Genomic DNA, 16,270 nt, shown 5'->3' on the forward strand with positions numbered 1-16,270 from the left:
AGTCCAGACATGACCACGACGCGCCTCGAGCCGGGTGACACCGCCCCCGAGTTCACGCTGCAGACGGACCGGGACGAGCCGCTGTCGCTCGCGGACCTCCGGGGCCGCAAGGTCGTCCTTTATGCGTATCCGGCCGCGATGACGCCCGGCTGCACCAAGCAGGCCTGCGACTTCCGGGACAACCTCGCGTCGCTCAAGGCGGCCGGCTACGAGGTCGTCGGCATCTCCCCGGACTCCCCGGCCAAGCTGGCCCAGTTCCGCGAGCGCGACGCGATCACGTTCCCCTTGGTCTCCGACCCGGACCGGTCGGTGCTGCGCGCCTACGGCGCCTACGGCGAGAAGCAGAACTACGGCCGCACGGTCCTCGGCGTGATCCGCTCCACCTTCGTGATCGACGAGAAGGGCCACATCGAGCGGGCGCTCTACAACGTGCGGGCCACCGGCCACGTGGCCAAGCTGCGCAAGGACCTCGGCCTGGACTGACCACCGCCGCGGCCGTCGGCACCGGCCCACCGCTGCGCCGTCCGGTTTTTCGGCTTTGCCCGTTCGCGGCATCGATGACCGTCCGGTGCCCGAAGATCCGTTCGAGGCGCATATGCCAAGGTCAGCGCAAGATCGCGCGGCAAAACACATCGGTAATGCGGCCGAAACGGATCGTGCCTAGGCTCTCGTCATGGCGGACATCTTCGATGATTATTCGATGTCCGGGGCCATGTTCGAAGCTTGGGACGAGATGTTCGAACGCCCCGGCCAACCGCGGTCGCCCTATCGCTCGTTGTTCGCCGCGCTCCAGCCCCTGGCCCCGGCCGACCTCCGGTTCCGGGCCGACCAGCTGGCCCGCGTCTTCACCGACCGTGGGGTCACCTTCGCCTACGCGGGCGAGGAGCGCCCGTTCCCGCTCGACCTCATCCCCCGCATCCTCGACGCCAACGAGTGGGACCTGCTGACGGCCGCCGTCCAGCAGCGGGTCAAGGCCCTCGAGGCATTCCTCGCCGACATCTACGGCGCCGGCCGCGTGTTCGTCGACGGCGTCGTGCCCCGCAAGCTCATCACGACCAGCGCCCACTTCCACCGCCAGGCACACGGGATCGAGCCGCCCAACGGCGTGCGCGTCCACATCAGCGGCGTCGACCTCGTCCGGGATGAGGAGGGCCGCTTCCGGGTCCTCGAGGACAACCTGCGCATTCCGTCCGGTGTGTCGTACGTCATCGAAAATCGCCGCGCCCTGACCCACACGATGCCGGCCCTCTTCGCCGACGCGCGCGTGCGGCCGGTCGACGACTACCCGGCCCGCCTGCTCGCGGCGCTGCGGGCGGCCGCCCCCGAGGGCGTCGACGACCCGACCGTGGTCGTGCTCACCCCCGGCGTGTACAACGCCGCGTATTTCGAGCACGCGCTGCTGGCCCGGCTGATGGGCGTCGAGCTCGTCGAGGGCCGCGACCTCGTCTGCAGCGGCAACCGGGTGCGCATGCGCACCACGCAGGGCGAGCGGCCCGTGCACGTGGTGTACCGCCGCGTCGACGACGAATTCATCGATCCGCTGCACTTCCGCCCGGACTCGGTGATCGGCTGCCCCGGCATCGTGAACGCGGCGCGGGCCGGGCAGGTCACGCTCGCCAACGCGGTCGGCAACGGGGTCGCCGACGACAAGCTCGTCTACACCTACGTTCCGGACCTGATCCGCTACTACCTGTCGGAGGAGCCGCTGATCGACAACGTCGAGACGTACCGGCTCGACGACCGGGACCCGGAGGTGCTCCACGACGTGCTCGGCCGCCTCGACCAACTCGTGCTCAAGCCGGTCGACGGCGCCGGCGGCAAGGGCATCGTGATCGGCCCGCAGGCGTCGGAGGAGACGCTGACCACGCTGCGTGCCGCGGTCGAGAAGGACCCGCGCGGCTGGATCGCGCAGCGCCCGGTCGCGCTGTCCACCTCGCCGACGCTGCTCGGCGACCGGGTCGCACCCCGCCACATCGACCTGCGCCCGTTCGCGGTCAACGACGGCAACGAGATCTGGCTGCTGCCCGGCGGCCTGACCAGGGTCGCCCTGCCGGAGGGCGCCCTCGTGGTCAACTCCAGCCAGGGCGGCGGCTCCAAGGACACCTGGGTGCTCGCCCACCCCGGCGACCCGGCGCCCGCGCCACGGCCCCGCGTCGTGGCCGAGCCGCGCGACTCGGGGGGCAGCCCGCGCGACAGCGGCCCCGCCGCCGCGCAGCTGGCCGGACAACAGCAGCAACAGCAGTAGGAGTGCCGATGCTCAGCCGCATCGCGGAGTCGCTGTTCTGGATCGGCCGCTACGTCGAGCGCGCCGACGACACCGCCCGCATTCTCGACGCGTTCCTCGGCCGGCTGCTGGAGGACCCGTGGGCCGACGAGGACGCGGCCTGCCGCAGCCTGATGTCGATCCTCGGCGCCCCAGCCCCGCAGGACCGCCGCCTCACCACCGGCGACGTGCTGGAGCTGCTCGCGTTCGACGCCGAGGACCCCAGCGCCATCTCCGGCGCGATCGTGGCCGCCCGCGACAACGCCCGCGGCGTCCGCGAGACGATCTCCAGCGAGATGTGGGAGTGCCTCAACGTCACCTGGCACACCCTCGCCTCCCGCCGCGTCGCCGCCGAGCGCCTCGGCCCGACGGTCTTCCTCAGCTACGTGCGCGAGCGCGCCGCCGTGCTGGCCGGCCTCGCCGAGTCGACGATGAGCCGCGACGACGGCTGGCGCTTCCTGGTGCTGGGCCGCAGCCTGGAGCGGGTCGACATGACCGCCCGCCTGCTGTCGATCCAGACCAACACCCCCGACGAGGTCACCGGCTGGCGCACCGTCCTGCGCTCCTGCGGCGCCGACGAGGCGTTCCTGCGTACCCACGGCGGCACCTTCGACCCGCAGCGGGTCACCGAGTTCCTGCTGCTCGACCGCCTGTTCCCGCGATCGGCCCTGCATGCCCTCGGCACCGCCGAGCAGTGCCTGCGCGACCTGGCCCCCACCACCGAGCGCGCCGGCGTGACCGACGCCGCCCGCCGGCCGATCGGCCAGATCCGCACGCGCCTGGAGTACGCGGACACCACCACGCTGCTGTCCGAGCTCCCGCAGCACCTGCGCGCGCTACAGCAGACCTGCGCAACGGCGAGCGCCGCCATCACCGAGCGGTACTTCCCGCAGTCCACGCCCGTCACATGGGGCACCGTCGCTTGGGGTGGATCATGAACTGGCGTCTCAAGATTCGTCACGTCACCGGCTACAAGTACGCCGGCACCGTCTCCGCGTCCTTCAATGAGGCCCGCCTCACGCCCCTGACCCTGCCCTGGCAGACCACCCTGTTCAGCCAGGTCGAGGTCACCCCCGGCGCGACGACGTACCGCTACTACGACTACTGGGCCACCCAGGTCACCGCGTTCGACCTGCACCGCCCGCACCAGCAGCTGCGCGTGGTCTCCAGCAGCCTGGTCGAGGTCTCCGCGCCGCCGCCCCCGGACACGTTCCTGAGCTGGTCCGACCTCGGCGCCGACACTGTGCTGGACACCCACGCCGAGTTCCTCTCCAGCAGCCGGCTCACCCGCGTCGATCCGGCCCTGGTCGAGCAGGCCTGGGACCCTGTCGGCCACCTCGCCCCGGCCGAGGCCGCCGAGGCGGTGTCGCACTGGGTGCGCTCCGAGGTCGCCTACGTCCCCGGCTCGACCGGCGTGCAGACCAGCGCGCAGGAGGCGTGGCACCTGCGCAAGGGCGTGTGCCAGGACATCGCGCACCTGACCGTCGGGCTCCTACGCGCCAAGGGCATTCCCGCACGGTACGTCTCGGGATACCTCCACCCGAAGATGGAGGCCGAGGTCGGCGAAACGGTCGCCGGCCAGAGCCACGCCTGGGTCGAGTGGTGGTGCGGCGAGTGGACCGGCTTCGACCCGACCAACGGCGTCCCGGTCGGCCCGCCGCACGTGGTCGTGGCACGCGGCCGCGACTACGACGACGTCCCCCCACTGCGCGGCGTGTATCACGGCGCGCCGAGCAAGCACCTGGGCGTCACGGTGGAGATCACCCGACTGGCCTGAGTATTGTGTCCTTGGTTCTCGCGGGGGGCCGTAGCCCAATGGCAGAGGCACACGGTTTAGGTCCGTGCCAGTGTGAGTTCGACTCTCACCGGCCCCACCGTCGGAGGCTCACCCTGCTCGCGCGCCCTTCGGGCGGGCTCGCCGGCGACGGTGGCATTCCTCGCGCTCGCTTCGCTCGCTCCCCAGTGGGGGCTTCGCCACCCACACCCCCATGTCGGTGGGCGCGGTGGTCGTGATCGTCACGGTCGTGGCCGTCTCGGTGTCTCCGGTCTCTGGTCTCCGGTCTCTGTTCTCGTGGCCCTGCTCTGGGTCTCTGGTCTCGTGGGCCCGCGCCTGGTCTCTGGTCTCGGGGTTTGGGTTGTGTGCTTGGTATTTGGTTATTGGTCTTGTGGGGTTTGCTCTTACACTCGGGCGCATTATGACCAAGCTGAATCAGATCATTGCGGTTGAGAAGGGCGTGAAGTCGCGGTCGTTCCAGGACCTGACCGAGGCGCACCACGTCCTGCAGAAGCCGGCGCTGCTGGCCGGCATCGCGCGGACCTACCGTCCGAAGGACGAGGAGGGCGAGCAGCTGCCGCCCGAGTCGACGCGCGTGCAGGTCAAGGCCGAGGAGGTGCTGCGGCAGACGGGCACCATCCTGACCCGCCTGTTCGACGTCACCGCGACGAAGGACTGGACGAACTGCGTAGCCCGCGCCGACGTCGTGGTCGACGGCACCCCGCTGCTGCGCGACGTGCCGGTGTCGTACCTGCTGTTCCTCGAGAAGCAGCTGGTCGACCTGCTCACCTTCGTGCGCAAGCTGCCGATCCTCGACGCCGCCGAGACGTGGGTGTACGACGCGTCCGCCGACACCTACGCCACCGAGCCGACCCAGACGACTCGCACGAAGAAGATCCCCCGCAACCACGTGAAGGCCGAGGCCACCGAAAAGCACCCGGCCCAGGTCGAGGTCTACTACGAGGACGTCGTCATCGGCTACTGGCGAACCATCAAGTTCTCCGGCGCCCTCCCCGCCAAGCGCGTCAACGAGCTCGTGGAGCGCGTCGAGAAGCTGCAGGCCGCAGTCAAGTTCGCCCGCGAGGAAGCGAACGGCGTCGAGGTGGTCGAGCAGGAGACCGGCGAGAAAGTGTTTCGCTACTTGTTCGGGTAGGGGCTAGGATCGGCGGTGCGCAAGGAGCGCAGACTGAACCTGAGGCTCAGTTTGACAGGTGCGCGCGGTGTCAACGTGGAGGTTCGATTCCTTCCGCCGCCACTCCAAGGCGGCGTAGCCCAATGGCAGAGGCGGCCGCGGGAGCCGAAACACAAACTCAACTTCTCGCTCCAGTCTGAGCATTCGCCGCCGATCGCCGGATCAACCGAAAGGGACGCCAGTCGTCGAGGTTGCGGGTTCAACTCCCGCTCGGCCCTCTCCACGGGCCGATAGCTCAATCGAAGAGTGCGACGTCATAACCTGATCCACGTTCTTCAACGTCGCCGGTGTGCGCAATTGGGCGGCACGCCGAAGCCCGGTGGATGGATACTCCACCGGGCTTCACCATCCCTAGCCGCCTCACCTCGCCTAGCCACCGCGCCGCCTCGCCACCGCGCCGCCTCGCCACCGCGCCACCGCGCCGCCTCGCCGCCGCGCTGCGAAGCGCGGCGGAGGACCAGCGGTGCGCTGCGGTGCTCGCCACCTCGGCGCCAGTCGCCCCGGCCACCCGCCACCTCCAAGGGGCACCCAGCACCTCCACGGGCGCTCTGCGGGCGTCTCGCTCTACGGCGCCTCTGTCCCCAGGCGCCTTCTGCCCACGGCCCCTGCCCACAGCGTCTTCTGTCCGCAGCGTCTCCCTCCACGGCCCCTTGCCCGCGGCGTCTCCCTCCACGGCCCCTTGCCCGCGGCGTCTCCCTCCACGGCCCCCTGCCCGCGGCGCCCTCTGCCCGCAGCGTCTCGCTCCGCAGCCCCTGCCCGCGGCGTCTCCCTCTGCGGCCCCCTGCCCGCGGCGCCTTCTGTCCACGGCACCTCTGTCCGCCAATGCCGCCTCGCGCAGTTCCCCGCTTCCTTTGCGGGGGCTTCCACGCCAGCGCGGGACCGGGAATCCCCTACCGCGCCGGAATCCGCATCCGGTTCAGCGCAGCAACGGCATCCTCCGGCTCATCCACACTGACGGTGAACTGCCGCCCACCGAAGTCGAACATCAACGCCGGCCCAGACCGCACGATCACAGCCCGCCCACGCCCGGGCACCCAGGTCCACCCCCACCGCTGCCCAATCCCGGACCGCACGTCAATGGCCCGCAGATCGTGGACCATCCGCAACGGCACCGAGATCGGCGGCATCGGCAAAAGGCTGTGCCGAATCCGCACGTTGTACATGCTGATCTGAACACTGACGTGCGCCATCGCCGCCGCCCAGGCACCGGCCGCAAGCCCGGCCACAAACAGCAACGCCGTCAACGCCAGCCGCTTGGGATGGTCGAACGGCTGCCCAGGCGCCACGACGGACCCGGCCACAAAGCACACCACGGCAACCCCAAGCCCGGCGCCCGCCCGCCGGTACCCGATGGCCCGCCCGGACCACAGCAGAAATGACACGCGCGTTGTTTTACCAGAGCCCCACCTCCTTCACAGTCACACGCCGCGTGACGGTCCACACGCTGCCGATACACAGTGCTCCCTCGCCGCGCACGATCGCACCATCGGCAAGCACCCCAAACGCTCGCCGCCGCCAGCCACGTGCCGCCGTTCGACTCGCCAGCACCGGCCCACCTGTCCGAAGTCAGTCAGACGCGCACCAACCGGCGACGCCCTCGGGAAGCGCCCGTCAGCCCGTCAGCCCGTCAGCCCGTCAACGAATCGTGATCTCGTCACCGACCGCGATCTTCCCGCGCACGTCCGGAATGAGGTTGATGCCGAACATCACGCCACCCGGAAATCGGCGGTACTGGCCCAGCACCCGTAGCGGCTGCCTACCCTTCTCACCCGTCTCCGGGTCAATGGTTGTCAGCACACAGCGGCTGCAGGCTTTCGGCGCCCGAAACACGACGTCGCCAATGACGATCCGGCGGCCGATCCAGTCGTCCTCCGCCCAGGCCTTGGCGCCGGCGACGACAACATTGGGCCGGAAGCGGGTCATCGCGATCGGTTCGTCACCCTCCTCGACCAGCCACTCGTTGACCGCGTGCAGCGACGCTTCGTTGGTCAGCAGCAGCGGATAGCCGTCGGCAAAGCTCACGCGGTCGTCGGGCTCGCCGAACTCCGGATCGACCTGCCGCTGCGTCGGGTCGTCGAGATGAAACAGCTGGGCCGGCCGCTCGATCACGTCTGACACCCACCGGTGCGCGGCGTCCCCCGCAGACGTCGCGGCGATCCACTGGCGGAAATGCCGCACCTCCGTCGTGCCCCCATCCGGAAAGGGAACCTGAAGCGGAGACACTCCCTTTGCGGTCAGCACCAGGGCGTCGTCCGTGTAGCGCGGACGAATGCGCCCCAACTTCGGCCAGTCCCGCTGCGTGATGAGCTTGGCGTCCTCGTCGACGATCAACCATCGCCGATCGCCCGCGAGGCCCCACGGCTCCACCTCCGCGCGGTCTGCCTCGACGCGGTAGCAGCTCTTGATCGGGTATGTCGCTATATAGCCGAGCTTCACGTCCTGAGAGTCGCATGTCGTGCTCCCTTCCTGCCAGCATTCTGAATTACTCCATGCGGTTGACGCAACCCTGAAAGTCGACTTACAGTCGAGCCATGACAACCTCCCCGCGCCAGCGGATTCTCGACCTCTTCGACGGGCAGCGCCTGACGCCCGTCCAGCGCCGCATCGCGCGCATCCTGGTCGAGCACGCCGGGCAGGCCGGTTATCTGTCCAGCGGAGACCTGGCCACGCTGGCCGGCGTGAGCCAGCCCTCGGTGACCCGGTTCGCCACGGCGCTCGGGTTCGAGGGTTATCCGGCGCTGAGGGATCAGTTGCGCGTCACCATCGACGGCTACCGGCACGGCCCACCCACAGCCGACGACGCTGTCGAGCACCCGGCCGTCAGCGAGGTCGAGCAGGCTTTGAGCGGCGAGATCGCCAACCTGCAGCGGCTGTCCGACACCCTGCGCGACACCACGCCGCTGACCGAGGCGGCCCGGCTGCTGATGGGCAGCCGGCCGTTGCCGGTGCTAGGGATGCGCGCCGCGGGAGCGCTCGCGGGAGCCTTTGCCTACTTCGCCGCCAAGGTGCATCCGGACGTCCGGCTCCTGCAAGAGCAGGGCAGCCTGCTGGCCGATCGCCTGGAACAGGCGCGCGCGGCCGGTGCGGTTGCCATGCTGGCGTTTGTGCTGCCGCGTTATCCGCGCGAGGCGATCGAGGCGCTGCGCGAGGCGCGCGCGGCCGGGTTCCTGGTGGTCACCGTGACCGACTCACCGGTCAGCCCAGCGGCGTCGGAGTCCGACATCGTCCTGCCCGCCCCGGTCGGCTCCAGCATGGTGTTCGACCTGCACACCGCGCCCATGGCCTTGGTGACGATCCTGCTCCAGGCGATGTGCGATTCGGCACCTGCCGAGACCCAGGAGCGACTCGAGGCGTTCGAGCGCTCAGTCGCCACCCGTCAGGTATTCCTGCCCTAGCCGAGGAGAATCATGGAAGCGATCCGTGCCCCTCGGGGCACCCAGTTGACGGCACGGGGCTGGCAACAGGAAGCCGCCCTCCGCATGCTCATGAACAACCTCGACCCTGACGTCGCCGAGCGTCCGCAGGATCTTGTCGTGTATGGCGGCACCGGCAAGGCGGCCCGCGACTGGCCCTCGTTCCGGGCCCTCGTCCGCACGCTCACGACGCTGGGGCCCGACGAGACGATGCTGGTCCAGTCCGGGCGGCCGATCGGCGTGCTGCAGACCCACGAGTGGGCCCCTCGGGTGCTGATCGCCAATTCCAACCTGGTCGGCGACTGGGCCAACTGGCCGGAGTTCCGGCGGCTGGAGGCGCTCGGTCTGACGATGTATGGGCAGATGACCGCCGGATCGTGGATCTACATCGGCACGCAAGGCATCCTCCAGGGCACTTACGAGACGTTCGCTGCGGTGGCCGAGAAGCGGTTCGGCGGGTCGCTCGCCGGCACGCTGACGGTGACCGCCGGCTGCGGCGGCATGGGCGGTGCTCAGCCCCTCGCCGTCACGATGAACGGCGGCGTTTGCCTGATCATCGACGTCGACCGGGCGCGGCTGGAGCGCCGGGTCGCGACCCGCTATCTCGACACGATCGCCGACTCGCTCGAAGCCGGGGTCCGTCTCGCCGCGGAGGCCCAGACCGAGCGCCGGGCTCTGTCGGTGGGGGTCGTGGGCAACGCCGCGCTACTGGTGCCGGAGCTGCTCCGGATGGGCGTCCCGGTCGATATCGTCACCGACCAGACCTCGGCGCACGACCCGCTGTCCTATGTGCCGAGCGGGGTCGAGCCTCAGGACGCCGCCGACTACGCGGCCAAGAAACCGGAGGAGTTCACCGAGCGGGCCCGGCACTCGATGGCGCGGCACGTGGAGGCGATGGTCGGCTTCCTCGACGGGGGTGCCGAGGTGTTCGACTACGGCAACTCGATCCGCGGCGAGGCGCAGCTCGGCGGGTTCGATCGAGCGTTCGCCTTCCCGGGGTTCGTCCCGGCGTACATTCGGCCGCTCTTCTGTCAAGGCAAGGGACCGTTCCGCTGGGCTGCGCTGTCGGGCGACCCGGCCGACATCGCCGCGACCGACCGGGCGATTCTCGATCTCTTCCCCGACAATCCATCGCTGCACCGCTGGATCACCATGGCGCAGGAGCGGGTCGCCTTCCAAGGTCTGCCGGCCCGGATCTGCTGGCTGGGCCAGGGCGAGCGAGACCGAGCCGGCCTGCGGTTCAACGAGATGGTCGCCGACGGCACGCTCGAGGCGCCGATCGTCATCGGGCGAGACCACCTCGACACAGGGTCGGTCGCCTCGCCATATCGGGAGACCGAGGCGATGCGTGACGGCTCCGACGCGATCGCCGACTGGCCGCTGCTCAATGCGCTGGTCAACACGGCCTCGGGGGCATCCTGGGTGTCGATCCACCACGGTGGCGGCGTCGGGATCGGCCGGTCGATACACGCCGGGCAGGTGTCCGTCGCCGACGGCACCGAGCTGGCCGCGCAGAAGCTGGCCCGGGTGCTCACCAACGACCCCGCGATGGGCGTGCTGCGGCACGTCGACGCCGGATACGAGGACGCGGCGGAGGTCGCCGAGGCGTCCGGGCTTCGCGTGCCGATGCGGGAGCAGTCATGATGAGCGCCGAGCGGTTCGCCGCGCTGTGGGGGTCGTTGAGCCCGATCGGCCAAGCTGGCGATGGCGGCGGCTACGTGCGACTGTCGTGGACCGACACCGACCTGATGTGCCGGGAGTGGTTCGTCGAAGAGGCGCTGGACCGCGACCTCGAAGTCGAGATCGACCGCAACGGCAACATGTGGGCCTGGTGGGGCGAGCCTGAGGGCGAGGGCGCCGTCGTCACCGGTAGCCACCTCGACTCGGTGCCCCACGGCGGTGCCTACGACGGGCCGCTGGGGGTCGTCTCGGGGCTGCTGGCCATCGATCGGCTCCGCGAGCGCGGTGTGACGCCGGCCCGGCCGGTCGCGGTGGTCGTGTTCGCCGAGGAGGAGGGCGCACGGTTCGGAGTCCCGTGCCTCGGGTCTCGGCTGCTCACCGGGGCGTTCGACCCGGCGAAGGCGCTACGGCTGCGCGACCGCGAAGGGACGCGGCTGGCCGACGCGATCGGCCGCGCCGGGCTCGATCCCGACCGGCTGGGCCCCGATCCCGACCGGCTGGCGCGCATCGGGGCATTCGTGGAGCTCCACGTCGAGCAGGGCCGGGCACTCGACCATCTCGACGCGCCGGTCGGGCTGGCGAGCGCGATCTGGCCACACGGCCGGTATCGGTTCGACTTCACCGGCCAAGGCAACCACGCGGGCACGACCCGCATGGCGGACCGCCACGACCCGATGCTGACGCTGGCATGGACGGTGCTGGCGGCAGACGAGGCCGCCCGGGCCAACGGCGCGCACGCGACGGTCGGGCGGGTCGACGTGGCCCCCAACGCTACGAACGCGATCGCCGCGCGGGCCTCGGCCTGGCTCGACGCCCGCGCCGCCGACGAGGACACGCTGCGGAAGCTTGTCGAGTCGATCCACCAACGGGCGGAGGAGCGCGCCCGGCACGATGGCACGCAGGTGGCGATGGCGGTCGAGTCGCTGACCGGGGAGGTGGCGTTCGGCGGCGCGGTGAGCCGGCTGGCCGCGGCTGCGCTGGACGCGCCCGTGCTGCCGACCGGGGCCGGCCACGACGCCGGTGTGCTGTCCAGCCATGTCGACACCGCGATGCTGTTCGTGCGCAACCCGACCGGCGTCTCGCACGCGCCGGAAGAGTCGGCGTCCGACGCTGACTGCGCCACCGGCGTGGAGAAGCTCACCGATCTGCTGGCGCGGCTATGTCAGTGATGCGGTACCACTGCGCGCACGCCTGGCTCCCGACGGGCGTGGCCGCCGATGTGCTCATCGAGGTTGTCGGGGGTCGCTTCGTAGCCGTGCAGCCACAGACCCCGGCCGACGCGCCCGAGGCCGCCGGCGCCGTCCGGCTGACCGGCCTCACGCTGCCCGGGCTGGCCAACGCCCACTCCCACGCGTTCCACCGCGCCCTGCGCGGGCGGACGCAGGGCGGCCGGGGAACGTTCTGGACGTGGCGCGAGCAGATGTACACAGTGGCGGGCGCGCTTGATCCCGACTCGTATCACGCGCTGGCGTCGGCGGTGTATGCCGAGATGGCTCTCGCCGGCATCACCTGCGTCGGCGAGTTCCATTACCTCCACCACGGCCCCGGCGGCGCTCGATACACAGACCCAAACGCGATGGGTGAGGCGCTGATCGCGGCAGCTGCGGATGCCGGGATCCGGATCACGCTGCTCGACACGCTGTATCTGACCGCCGGCGTGGACGGGCGCCCGTTGGAGGGGGTCCAGCTGCGTTTCGGCGACGGGTCGGTTGACGCCTGGTCCGACCGGGTCGACAAGCTGCGGGCTCGGCCGCACGCGCGGATCGGCGCGGCGGCGCACAGCGTCCGGGCCGTGCCGGCCGATGCGCTGAGCGCCTTCGCGGCGCGGACCGACGGGGTTCCGACGCACGTGCACCTCTCGGAGCAGCGGGCGGAAAACGACGCCTGCCTGGCCGTCCATGGACGCACGCCAACCGAGCTGCTGGCCGACCGGGGCCTGCTCGGCGGCCGGGTGACGGCCGTGCACGCCACCCACCTGACCGACGCCGACCGGGCCGAGCTCGGCGACAGCGGCACGGGCGTGTGCTTCTGCCCCACCACCGAGCGGGATCTCGCCGACGGGATCGGCCACGGCCGCGCCCTCGTCGACAGCGGCAGCCCGCTGAGCCTCGGCAGCGACGGCCATTCGGTGATCGACCTGTTCGAGGAGGCCCGCGGCATCGAGATGCACGAGCGCCTGCACACCGAGCACCGAGGTCACTTCACCGGTGCCGAGCTGATCGCCGCGGCATCGGTCGCCGGGCATGCGGCGCTCGGCTGGGCGCAGAGCGGCACGATCACCGTCGGTGCCCGGGCCGACCTGGTCACCGTGGCGCTCGACTCGCCCCGCACGGCCGGCTGCGACCCGGCGGCGATCGCATTCGCCGCCACCGCCGCCGACGTCCGCCACGTGGTGGTCGACGGCCACGTCATCGTCCGCGACGGGACACACCTCAGCGTGCCCGATGTCGGAGCAGCCCTGTCCCGCGTCCTCCGTTCCCTGACCGATCCGCCCGCCCCACGCAACACAGCCACGACGTCCACGTCCGGCACGGCGAGCGGGTCGGACGGCGCGCAGGCCCCGGCGAACAGGGCTGCGGACGGCGGACGGATCGGGGCGGCGCGATGAGGTCCCTGCTGATCACCAACATCGGCGAGCTGGTCACGGCCGATCCCGCCTGGGGCGAGGGGCCGCTCGGCATCCGGCGCAACGCGGCGCTCGTCGTCGACGATCGCCGGGTCGAGTGGATCGGGCGGGCGACGGACCCGCCGGCGGCGGACGCGCGGCTCGATGTGAACGGGGCGGCGGTGGTGCCGGGGTTTGTCGACAGCCACTCGCATCTGGTTTTCGCGGGCGATCGGGCGGGCGAGTTCGCGGCGCGGATGGCAGGGCAGCCATATACCGGTGGCGGGATTCGCACCACCGTCGGGGCGACCCGGGCCGCCAACGACGAGCAGCTGCGAACCAACGTCGCTCGGCTGCGGCACGAGGCGTTGCGGCAGGGCACGACCACGATGGAGATCAAGTCGGGCTATGGACTGAACGTGGCCGACGAGGCGCGATCGTTGCGGATCGCTCGGGAGTTCAGCGCCGAGACGACGTTCCTCGGGGCTCACGTCGTGCCGCCGGAGTACCTGGACCGGACCGACGACTACGTCGGTCTGATCTGCGGGCCGATGCTCACGGCGGCACGGGCGGCCGGTGCCCGGTGGATCGACGTGTTCTGCGAGCGGGGCGCATTCGACGCCGATCATTCCCGCGCCATCCTGACCGTCGGGGCCGATGCCGGTTTGGGGGTACGCGTACACGCGAATCAGCTGACGCAAGGGCCCGGTGTGCAGCTCGCGGTGGAGTTGAACGCCGCGTCCGCCGATCACTGCACCCATCTTTCCACCGCGGACATTGCCGCGCTGGCCGAGTCGGACACGGTGGCGACGTTGCTGCCGGGGGCGGAGTTCTCGACACGGTCGGCGTATCCGCCGGCCCGGGCCTTGCTCGATGCCGGCGCCACGGTCGCGCTGGCCACCGACTGCAATCCCGGGTCGTCGTACACCACATCGATGCCGTTCTGCATCGCGCTGGCGGTGCGGGAAATGGCGATGACGCCGGCCGAGGCGTTGCTTGCCGCCACTCGCGGCGGGGCGGCCGCGCTGCGGCGGGGGGACATCGGGCACCTGACCGTCGGAGCACGCGGCGACCTCGTCGTGCTCGGAGCGCCCTCCTATCTGCACCTGGCCTACCGGCCGGGGGTGCCGTTGACAACCACCGTCGTGCTTAATGGGGAGTTGGTTTGATCACCATTACCGCCTCTGGCATCAGTCCCGACGACCTGATCGCGGTCGCCCGGGGCAACGCGCGGGTCACCCTCGCGCAGGACGCGCTCGAAGCCATGCGCGCGAGCCGGTCGATCGTGGACGGCATCGAGCGGGACGGACGGCCCGTCTACGGAGTGTCGACCGGGTTCGGGGCGCTCGCCAACACGTTCATCGCGCCCGAGCGGCGGGCCGAGCTGCAACACGCGCTGATCCGGTCACATGCGGCGGGCGTCGGCGCGCCGATGCCGCGCGAGGTCGTCCGGGCCATGATGCTGCTGCGAATCCGGTCGCTGGCCATGGGTCGTTCCGGGGTACGGCCCGAGGTCGCGCAGGCGCTCGTCGAGCTGCTGAACTCCGACGTCACGCCGTGGGTGCCGGAGCACGGCTCGCTCGGCGCGTCGGGCGATCTTGCGCCGCTCGCGCACTGTGCGCTGGTGCTGATCGGCGAGGGCTGGGTGCTGGCGAAGGACGGCAGCCGGGTGAGCGCGCTCGATGCGGGGGTGTCGCCGATCCGGCTGTCGTCGAAGGAAGGGCTGGCGCTCATCAACGGCACGGACGGCATGCTCGGCATGCTGCTCATGGCCGTCGCCGACGCCGGCCACTTGTTCACCATGGCGGATGTGACCGCGGCGCTGTCGATCGAGGCGATGCTCGGATCGGATCGGCCGTTCATGCCCGAACTGCACACGATCCGCCCGCATCCGGGGCAGGCGGCGTCGGCCGCCAACATCCACCGGCTGCTGCAGGGCTCACCGATCATGGACTCGCACCGGGACGACCTGGTCCACGCGGTGCAGGACGCGTACTCGATGCGGTGCGCGCCACAGGTCGCCGGGGCCGCGCGGGACACGCTCGAGTTCGCTGCGACGGTCGCCGGGCGGGAGCTGCGTTCGGTCGTCGACAACCCGGTAGTGCTCCCGGACGGCCGGGTGGTTTCGACCGGCAACTTCCACGGCGCACCGCTCGGGTTCGCCGCGGACTACCTCGCCATCGCGGCGGCCGAGGTGGGGGCCATCGCGGAGCGGCGGGTCGACCGGCTGCTCGACGTGACCCGGTCGCGCGACCTGCCGCCCTTCCTGACGCCGGACGCGGGAGTGAACTCCGGCCTGATGATCGCCCAATACACGGCCGCCGGCATCGTCGCCGAGAACCGGCGGCTGGCCGCGCCGGCGAGCGTCGACTCCCTGCCGACGTCCGGCATGCAGGAGGACCACGTGTCGATGGGGTGGGACGCAACCCGGAAGCTACGAACGGTGCTGGACAACCTGTGCAGCATCCTCGCGGTCGAGCTGCTTGCGGCGGTCCGAGGCATCCAGCTCCGGGCGCCGCTGCAGCCCTCGCCCGCCGGGCGGCTGGCGGTGGCGACCGTCGAGCGGTTCGCCGGCGGCCCAGGGCCCGACGTGTTCCTCGCGCCGGTGATGGAGGCCGCCCGCGCCCTGGTGTGGTCGCCCGAGCTACGGAAGGAGATCGAGCGGGCAATCGGACCACTCACCTGACCCACCGCCGAAGCGCGCCCCGGCGGCACACCGCAGCACAGCCCGGCCCGGCACAGCCCGGCCCGGCGCAGCCCGGCGCGGCCCGGCGCGGCCCGGCGCAGCCCGGCCCGGCGCGGCGCGGCACAGGGTGGACGGTGCGGGGCGGCCCACACGCGGGCCGGCACGGGGACAGAGTTCGCGGCGGTCCGGGGCCGCCGACGTGGTGCGCCGACGCGGCAGCCCAGCGGCGGGCAGGGCCACGTCCGCCGGCGTGGTGTATGAGCTTGGCGTGTCGTCACAGAAAACGGCATCGGTGCGGTCGTGGTGCGGCGCGTGCGGCCGGTGTGCGGGCCCGCAGCCGCCGTGGTCTGCCCGCGCCGGGCACCGGCCAGCGCCACGCGGAAACGGCACCGCAGGCCGCCATGCCCGCCGGCGACCAAGCGGTGCCCGGCCTGCGCGCCCCAACGGCCCGGGGTGGGCACGATCGGCGATCACGACCTACACGTCGGGCAGCTGCACGCCGCGAGGCCCGGCGCAGCGACCGGAAGTCTCCGTGATCATGCACACCAGCGCATCGACACCAACGGTTTTTCATGATCACGGAGCGCTGATGTACCCCCGTGTACCACAAGTCTCCGGGATCATGAAAAACCCGGTGCGCGGCCACCGCGGACAGCA

General features: G+C 71.1%; 13 protein-coding genes and 1 tRNA gene. 12 read left to right on the forward strand and 2 right to left on the reverse strand.

Annotated features, from left to right (window positions below; all coding sequences use genetic code 11):
* The first annotated feature begins 9 nt into the window (after positions 1-9).
* The 6 genes from bcp (at position 10) to ACQPXD_RS50070 (ending at position 5,190) form a co-directional block, all read left to right on the forward strand.
* Positions 10-483 (forward strand): thioredoxin-dependent thiol peroxidase, encoded by a 474-nt coding sequence (bcp, locus tag ACQPXD_RS50045; protein WP_432831223.1) that lies wholly within the window; start codon positions 10-12, stop codon positions 481-483.
* A gap of 190 nt (positions 484-673) precedes the next feature.
* Positions 674-2,245: a circularly permuted type 2 ATP-grasp protein gene (locus tag ACQPXD_RS50050; protein ID WP_432831225.1), complete on the forward strand. Its 1,572-nt coding sequence runs from the start codon at positions 674-676 to the stop codon at positions 2,243-2,245.
* A gap of 8 nt (positions 2,246-2,253) precedes the next feature.
* Entirely contained in the window at positions 2,254-3,201 is a 948-nt protein-coding gene (locus ACQPXD_RS50055; protein WP_432831227.1) for an alpha-E domain-containing protein, read from the forward strand.
* Entirely contained in the window at positions 3,198-4,040 is an 843-nt protein-coding gene (locus ACQPXD_RS50060; RefSeq protein WP_432831229.1) for a transglutaminase family protein, read from the forward strand. Before ACQPXD_RS50055 ends, ACQPXD_RS50060 begins: the two co-directional genes overlap by 4 nt.
* Before the next feature lie 24 nt (positions 4,041-4,064).
* Positions 4,065-4,137: transfer RNA gene (locus ACQPXD_RS50065), tRNA-Leu, on the forward strand.
* 321 nt (positions 4,138-4,458) lie between these two features.
* Positions 4,459-5,190: a hypothetical protein gene (locus tag ACQPXD_RS50070; protein WP_432831231.1), complete on the forward strand. Its 732-nt coding sequence runs from the start codon at positions 4,459-4,461 to the stop codon at positions 5,188-5,190.
* A gap of 929 nt (positions 5,191-6,119) precedes the next feature.
* Here the strand turns inward: ACQPXD_RS50070 and ACQPXD_RS50075 are convergent.
* Both ACQPXD_RS50075 and ACQPXD_RS50080 read right to left on the reverse strand, forming a co-directional pair.
* Entirely contained in the window at positions 6,120-6,611 is a 492-nt protein-coding gene (locus tag ACQPXD_RS50075; protein WP_432831233.1) for a hypothetical protein, read from the reverse strand.
* Between the two features lie 253 nt (positions 6,612-6,864).
* On the reverse strand, positions 6,865-7,665 hold the full coding sequence (locus ACQPXD_RS50080) for an MOSC domain-containing protein (RefSeq protein ID WP_432831235.1): 801 nt from the start codon (positions 7,663-7,665) through the stop codon (positions 6,865-6,867).
* A gap of 95 nt (positions 7,666-7,760) precedes the next feature.
* Between ACQPXD_RS50080 and ACQPXD_RS50085 the strand changes: the two genes are divergently transcribed.
* The 6 genes from ACQPXD_RS50085 to hutH are packed head-to-tail and all read left to right on the forward strand — an operon-like array spanning position 7,761 to position 15,613.
* Entirely contained in the window at positions 7,761-8,624 is an 864-nt protein-coding gene (locus ACQPXD_RS50085) for a MurR/RpiR family transcriptional regulator (protein ID WP_432831237.1), read from the forward strand.
* A gap of 9 nt (positions 8,625-8,633) precedes the next feature.
* Entirely contained in the window at positions 8,634-10,286 is a 1,653-nt protein-coding gene (gene hutU / locus ACQPXD_RS50090) for a urocanate hydratase (RefSeq protein ID WP_432844244.1), read from the forward strand.
* Positions 10,286-11,491, forward strand: a complete 1,206-nt coding sequence (locus ACQPXD_RS50095) for an allantoate amidohydrolase (RefSeq protein WP_432844246.1) — start codon at positions 10,286-10,288, stop codon at positions 11,489-11,491. The genes hutU and ACQPXD_RS50095 overlap by 1 nt, the downstream gene beginning before the upstream one ends.
* Positions 11,482-12,930, forward strand: a complete 1,449-nt coding sequence (locus ACQPXD_RS50100) for a formimidoylglutamate deiminase (protein WP_432831239.1) — start codon at positions 11,482-11,484, stop codon at positions 12,928-12,930. Before ACQPXD_RS50095 ends, ACQPXD_RS50100 begins: the two co-directional genes overlap by 10 nt.
* Positions 12,927-14,096, forward strand: a complete 1,170-nt coding sequence (hutI, locus tag ACQPXD_RS50105) for an imidazolonepropionase (RefSeq protein WP_432831241.1) — start codon at positions 12,927-12,929, stop codon at positions 14,094-14,096. Before ACQPXD_RS50100 ends, hutI begins: the two co-directional genes overlap by 4 nt.
* Positions 14,093-15,613: a histidine ammonia-lyase gene (gene hutH, locus ACQPXD_RS50110; RefSeq protein ID WP_432831243.1), complete on the forward strand. Its 1,521-nt coding sequence runs from the start codon at positions 14,093-14,095 to the stop codon at positions 15,611-15,613. Before hutI ends, hutH begins: the two co-directional genes overlap by 4 nt.
* The last annotated feature ends 657 nt before the right edge of the window (positions 15,614-16,270 follow it).

It is taken from the genome of Dactylosporangium sp. CA-092794, from assembly GCF_050948465.1.
Classification (GTDB): Bacteria; Actinomycetota; Actinomycetes; order Mycobacteriales; family Micromonosporaceae; genus Dactylosporangium.

What these genes read in the sequence shown, in the direction of transcription:
- hutI (WP_432831241.1), top strand. Translation starts at nt 12,927, where the DNA reads ATGAGGTCCCTGCTGATCACCAACATCGGCGAGCTGGTCACGGCCGAT.
- ACQPXD_RS50070 (WP_432831231.1), top strand. Translation starts at nt 4,459, where the DNA reads ATGACCAAGCTGAATCAGATCATTGCGGTTGAGAAGGGCGTGAAGTCG.
- ACQPXD_RS50095 (WP_432844246.1), top strand. Translation starts at nt 10,286, where the DNA reads ATGAGCGCCGAGCGGTTCGCCGCGCTGTGGGGGTCGTTGAGCCCGATC.
- ACQPXD_RS50050 (WP_432831225.1), top strand. Translation starts at nt 674, where the DNA reads ATGGCGGACATCTTCGATGATTATTCGATGTCCGGGGCCATGTTCGAA.
- ACQPXD_RS50085 (WP_432831237.1), top strand. Translation starts at nt 7,761, where the DNA reads ATGACAACCTCCCCGCGCCAGCGGATTCTCGACCTCTTCGACGGGCAG.
- ACQPXD_RS50055 (WP_432831227.1), top strand. Translation starts at nt 2,254, where the DNA reads ATGCTCAGCCGCATCGCGGAGTCGCTGTTCTGGATCGGCCGCTACGTC.
- bcp (WP_432831223.1), top strand. Translation starts at nt 10, where the DNA reads ATGACCACGACGCGCCTCGAGCCGGGTGACACCGCCCCCGAGTTCACG.
- ACQPXD_RS50100 (WP_432831239.1), top strand. Translation starts at nt 11,482, where the DNA reads ATGTCAGTGATGCGGTACCACTGCGCGCACGCCTGGCTCCCGACGGGC.
- ACQPXD_RS50060 (WP_432831229.1), top strand. Translation starts at nt 3,198, where the DNA reads ATGAACTGGCGTCTCAAGATTCGTCACGTCACCGGCTACAAGTACGCC.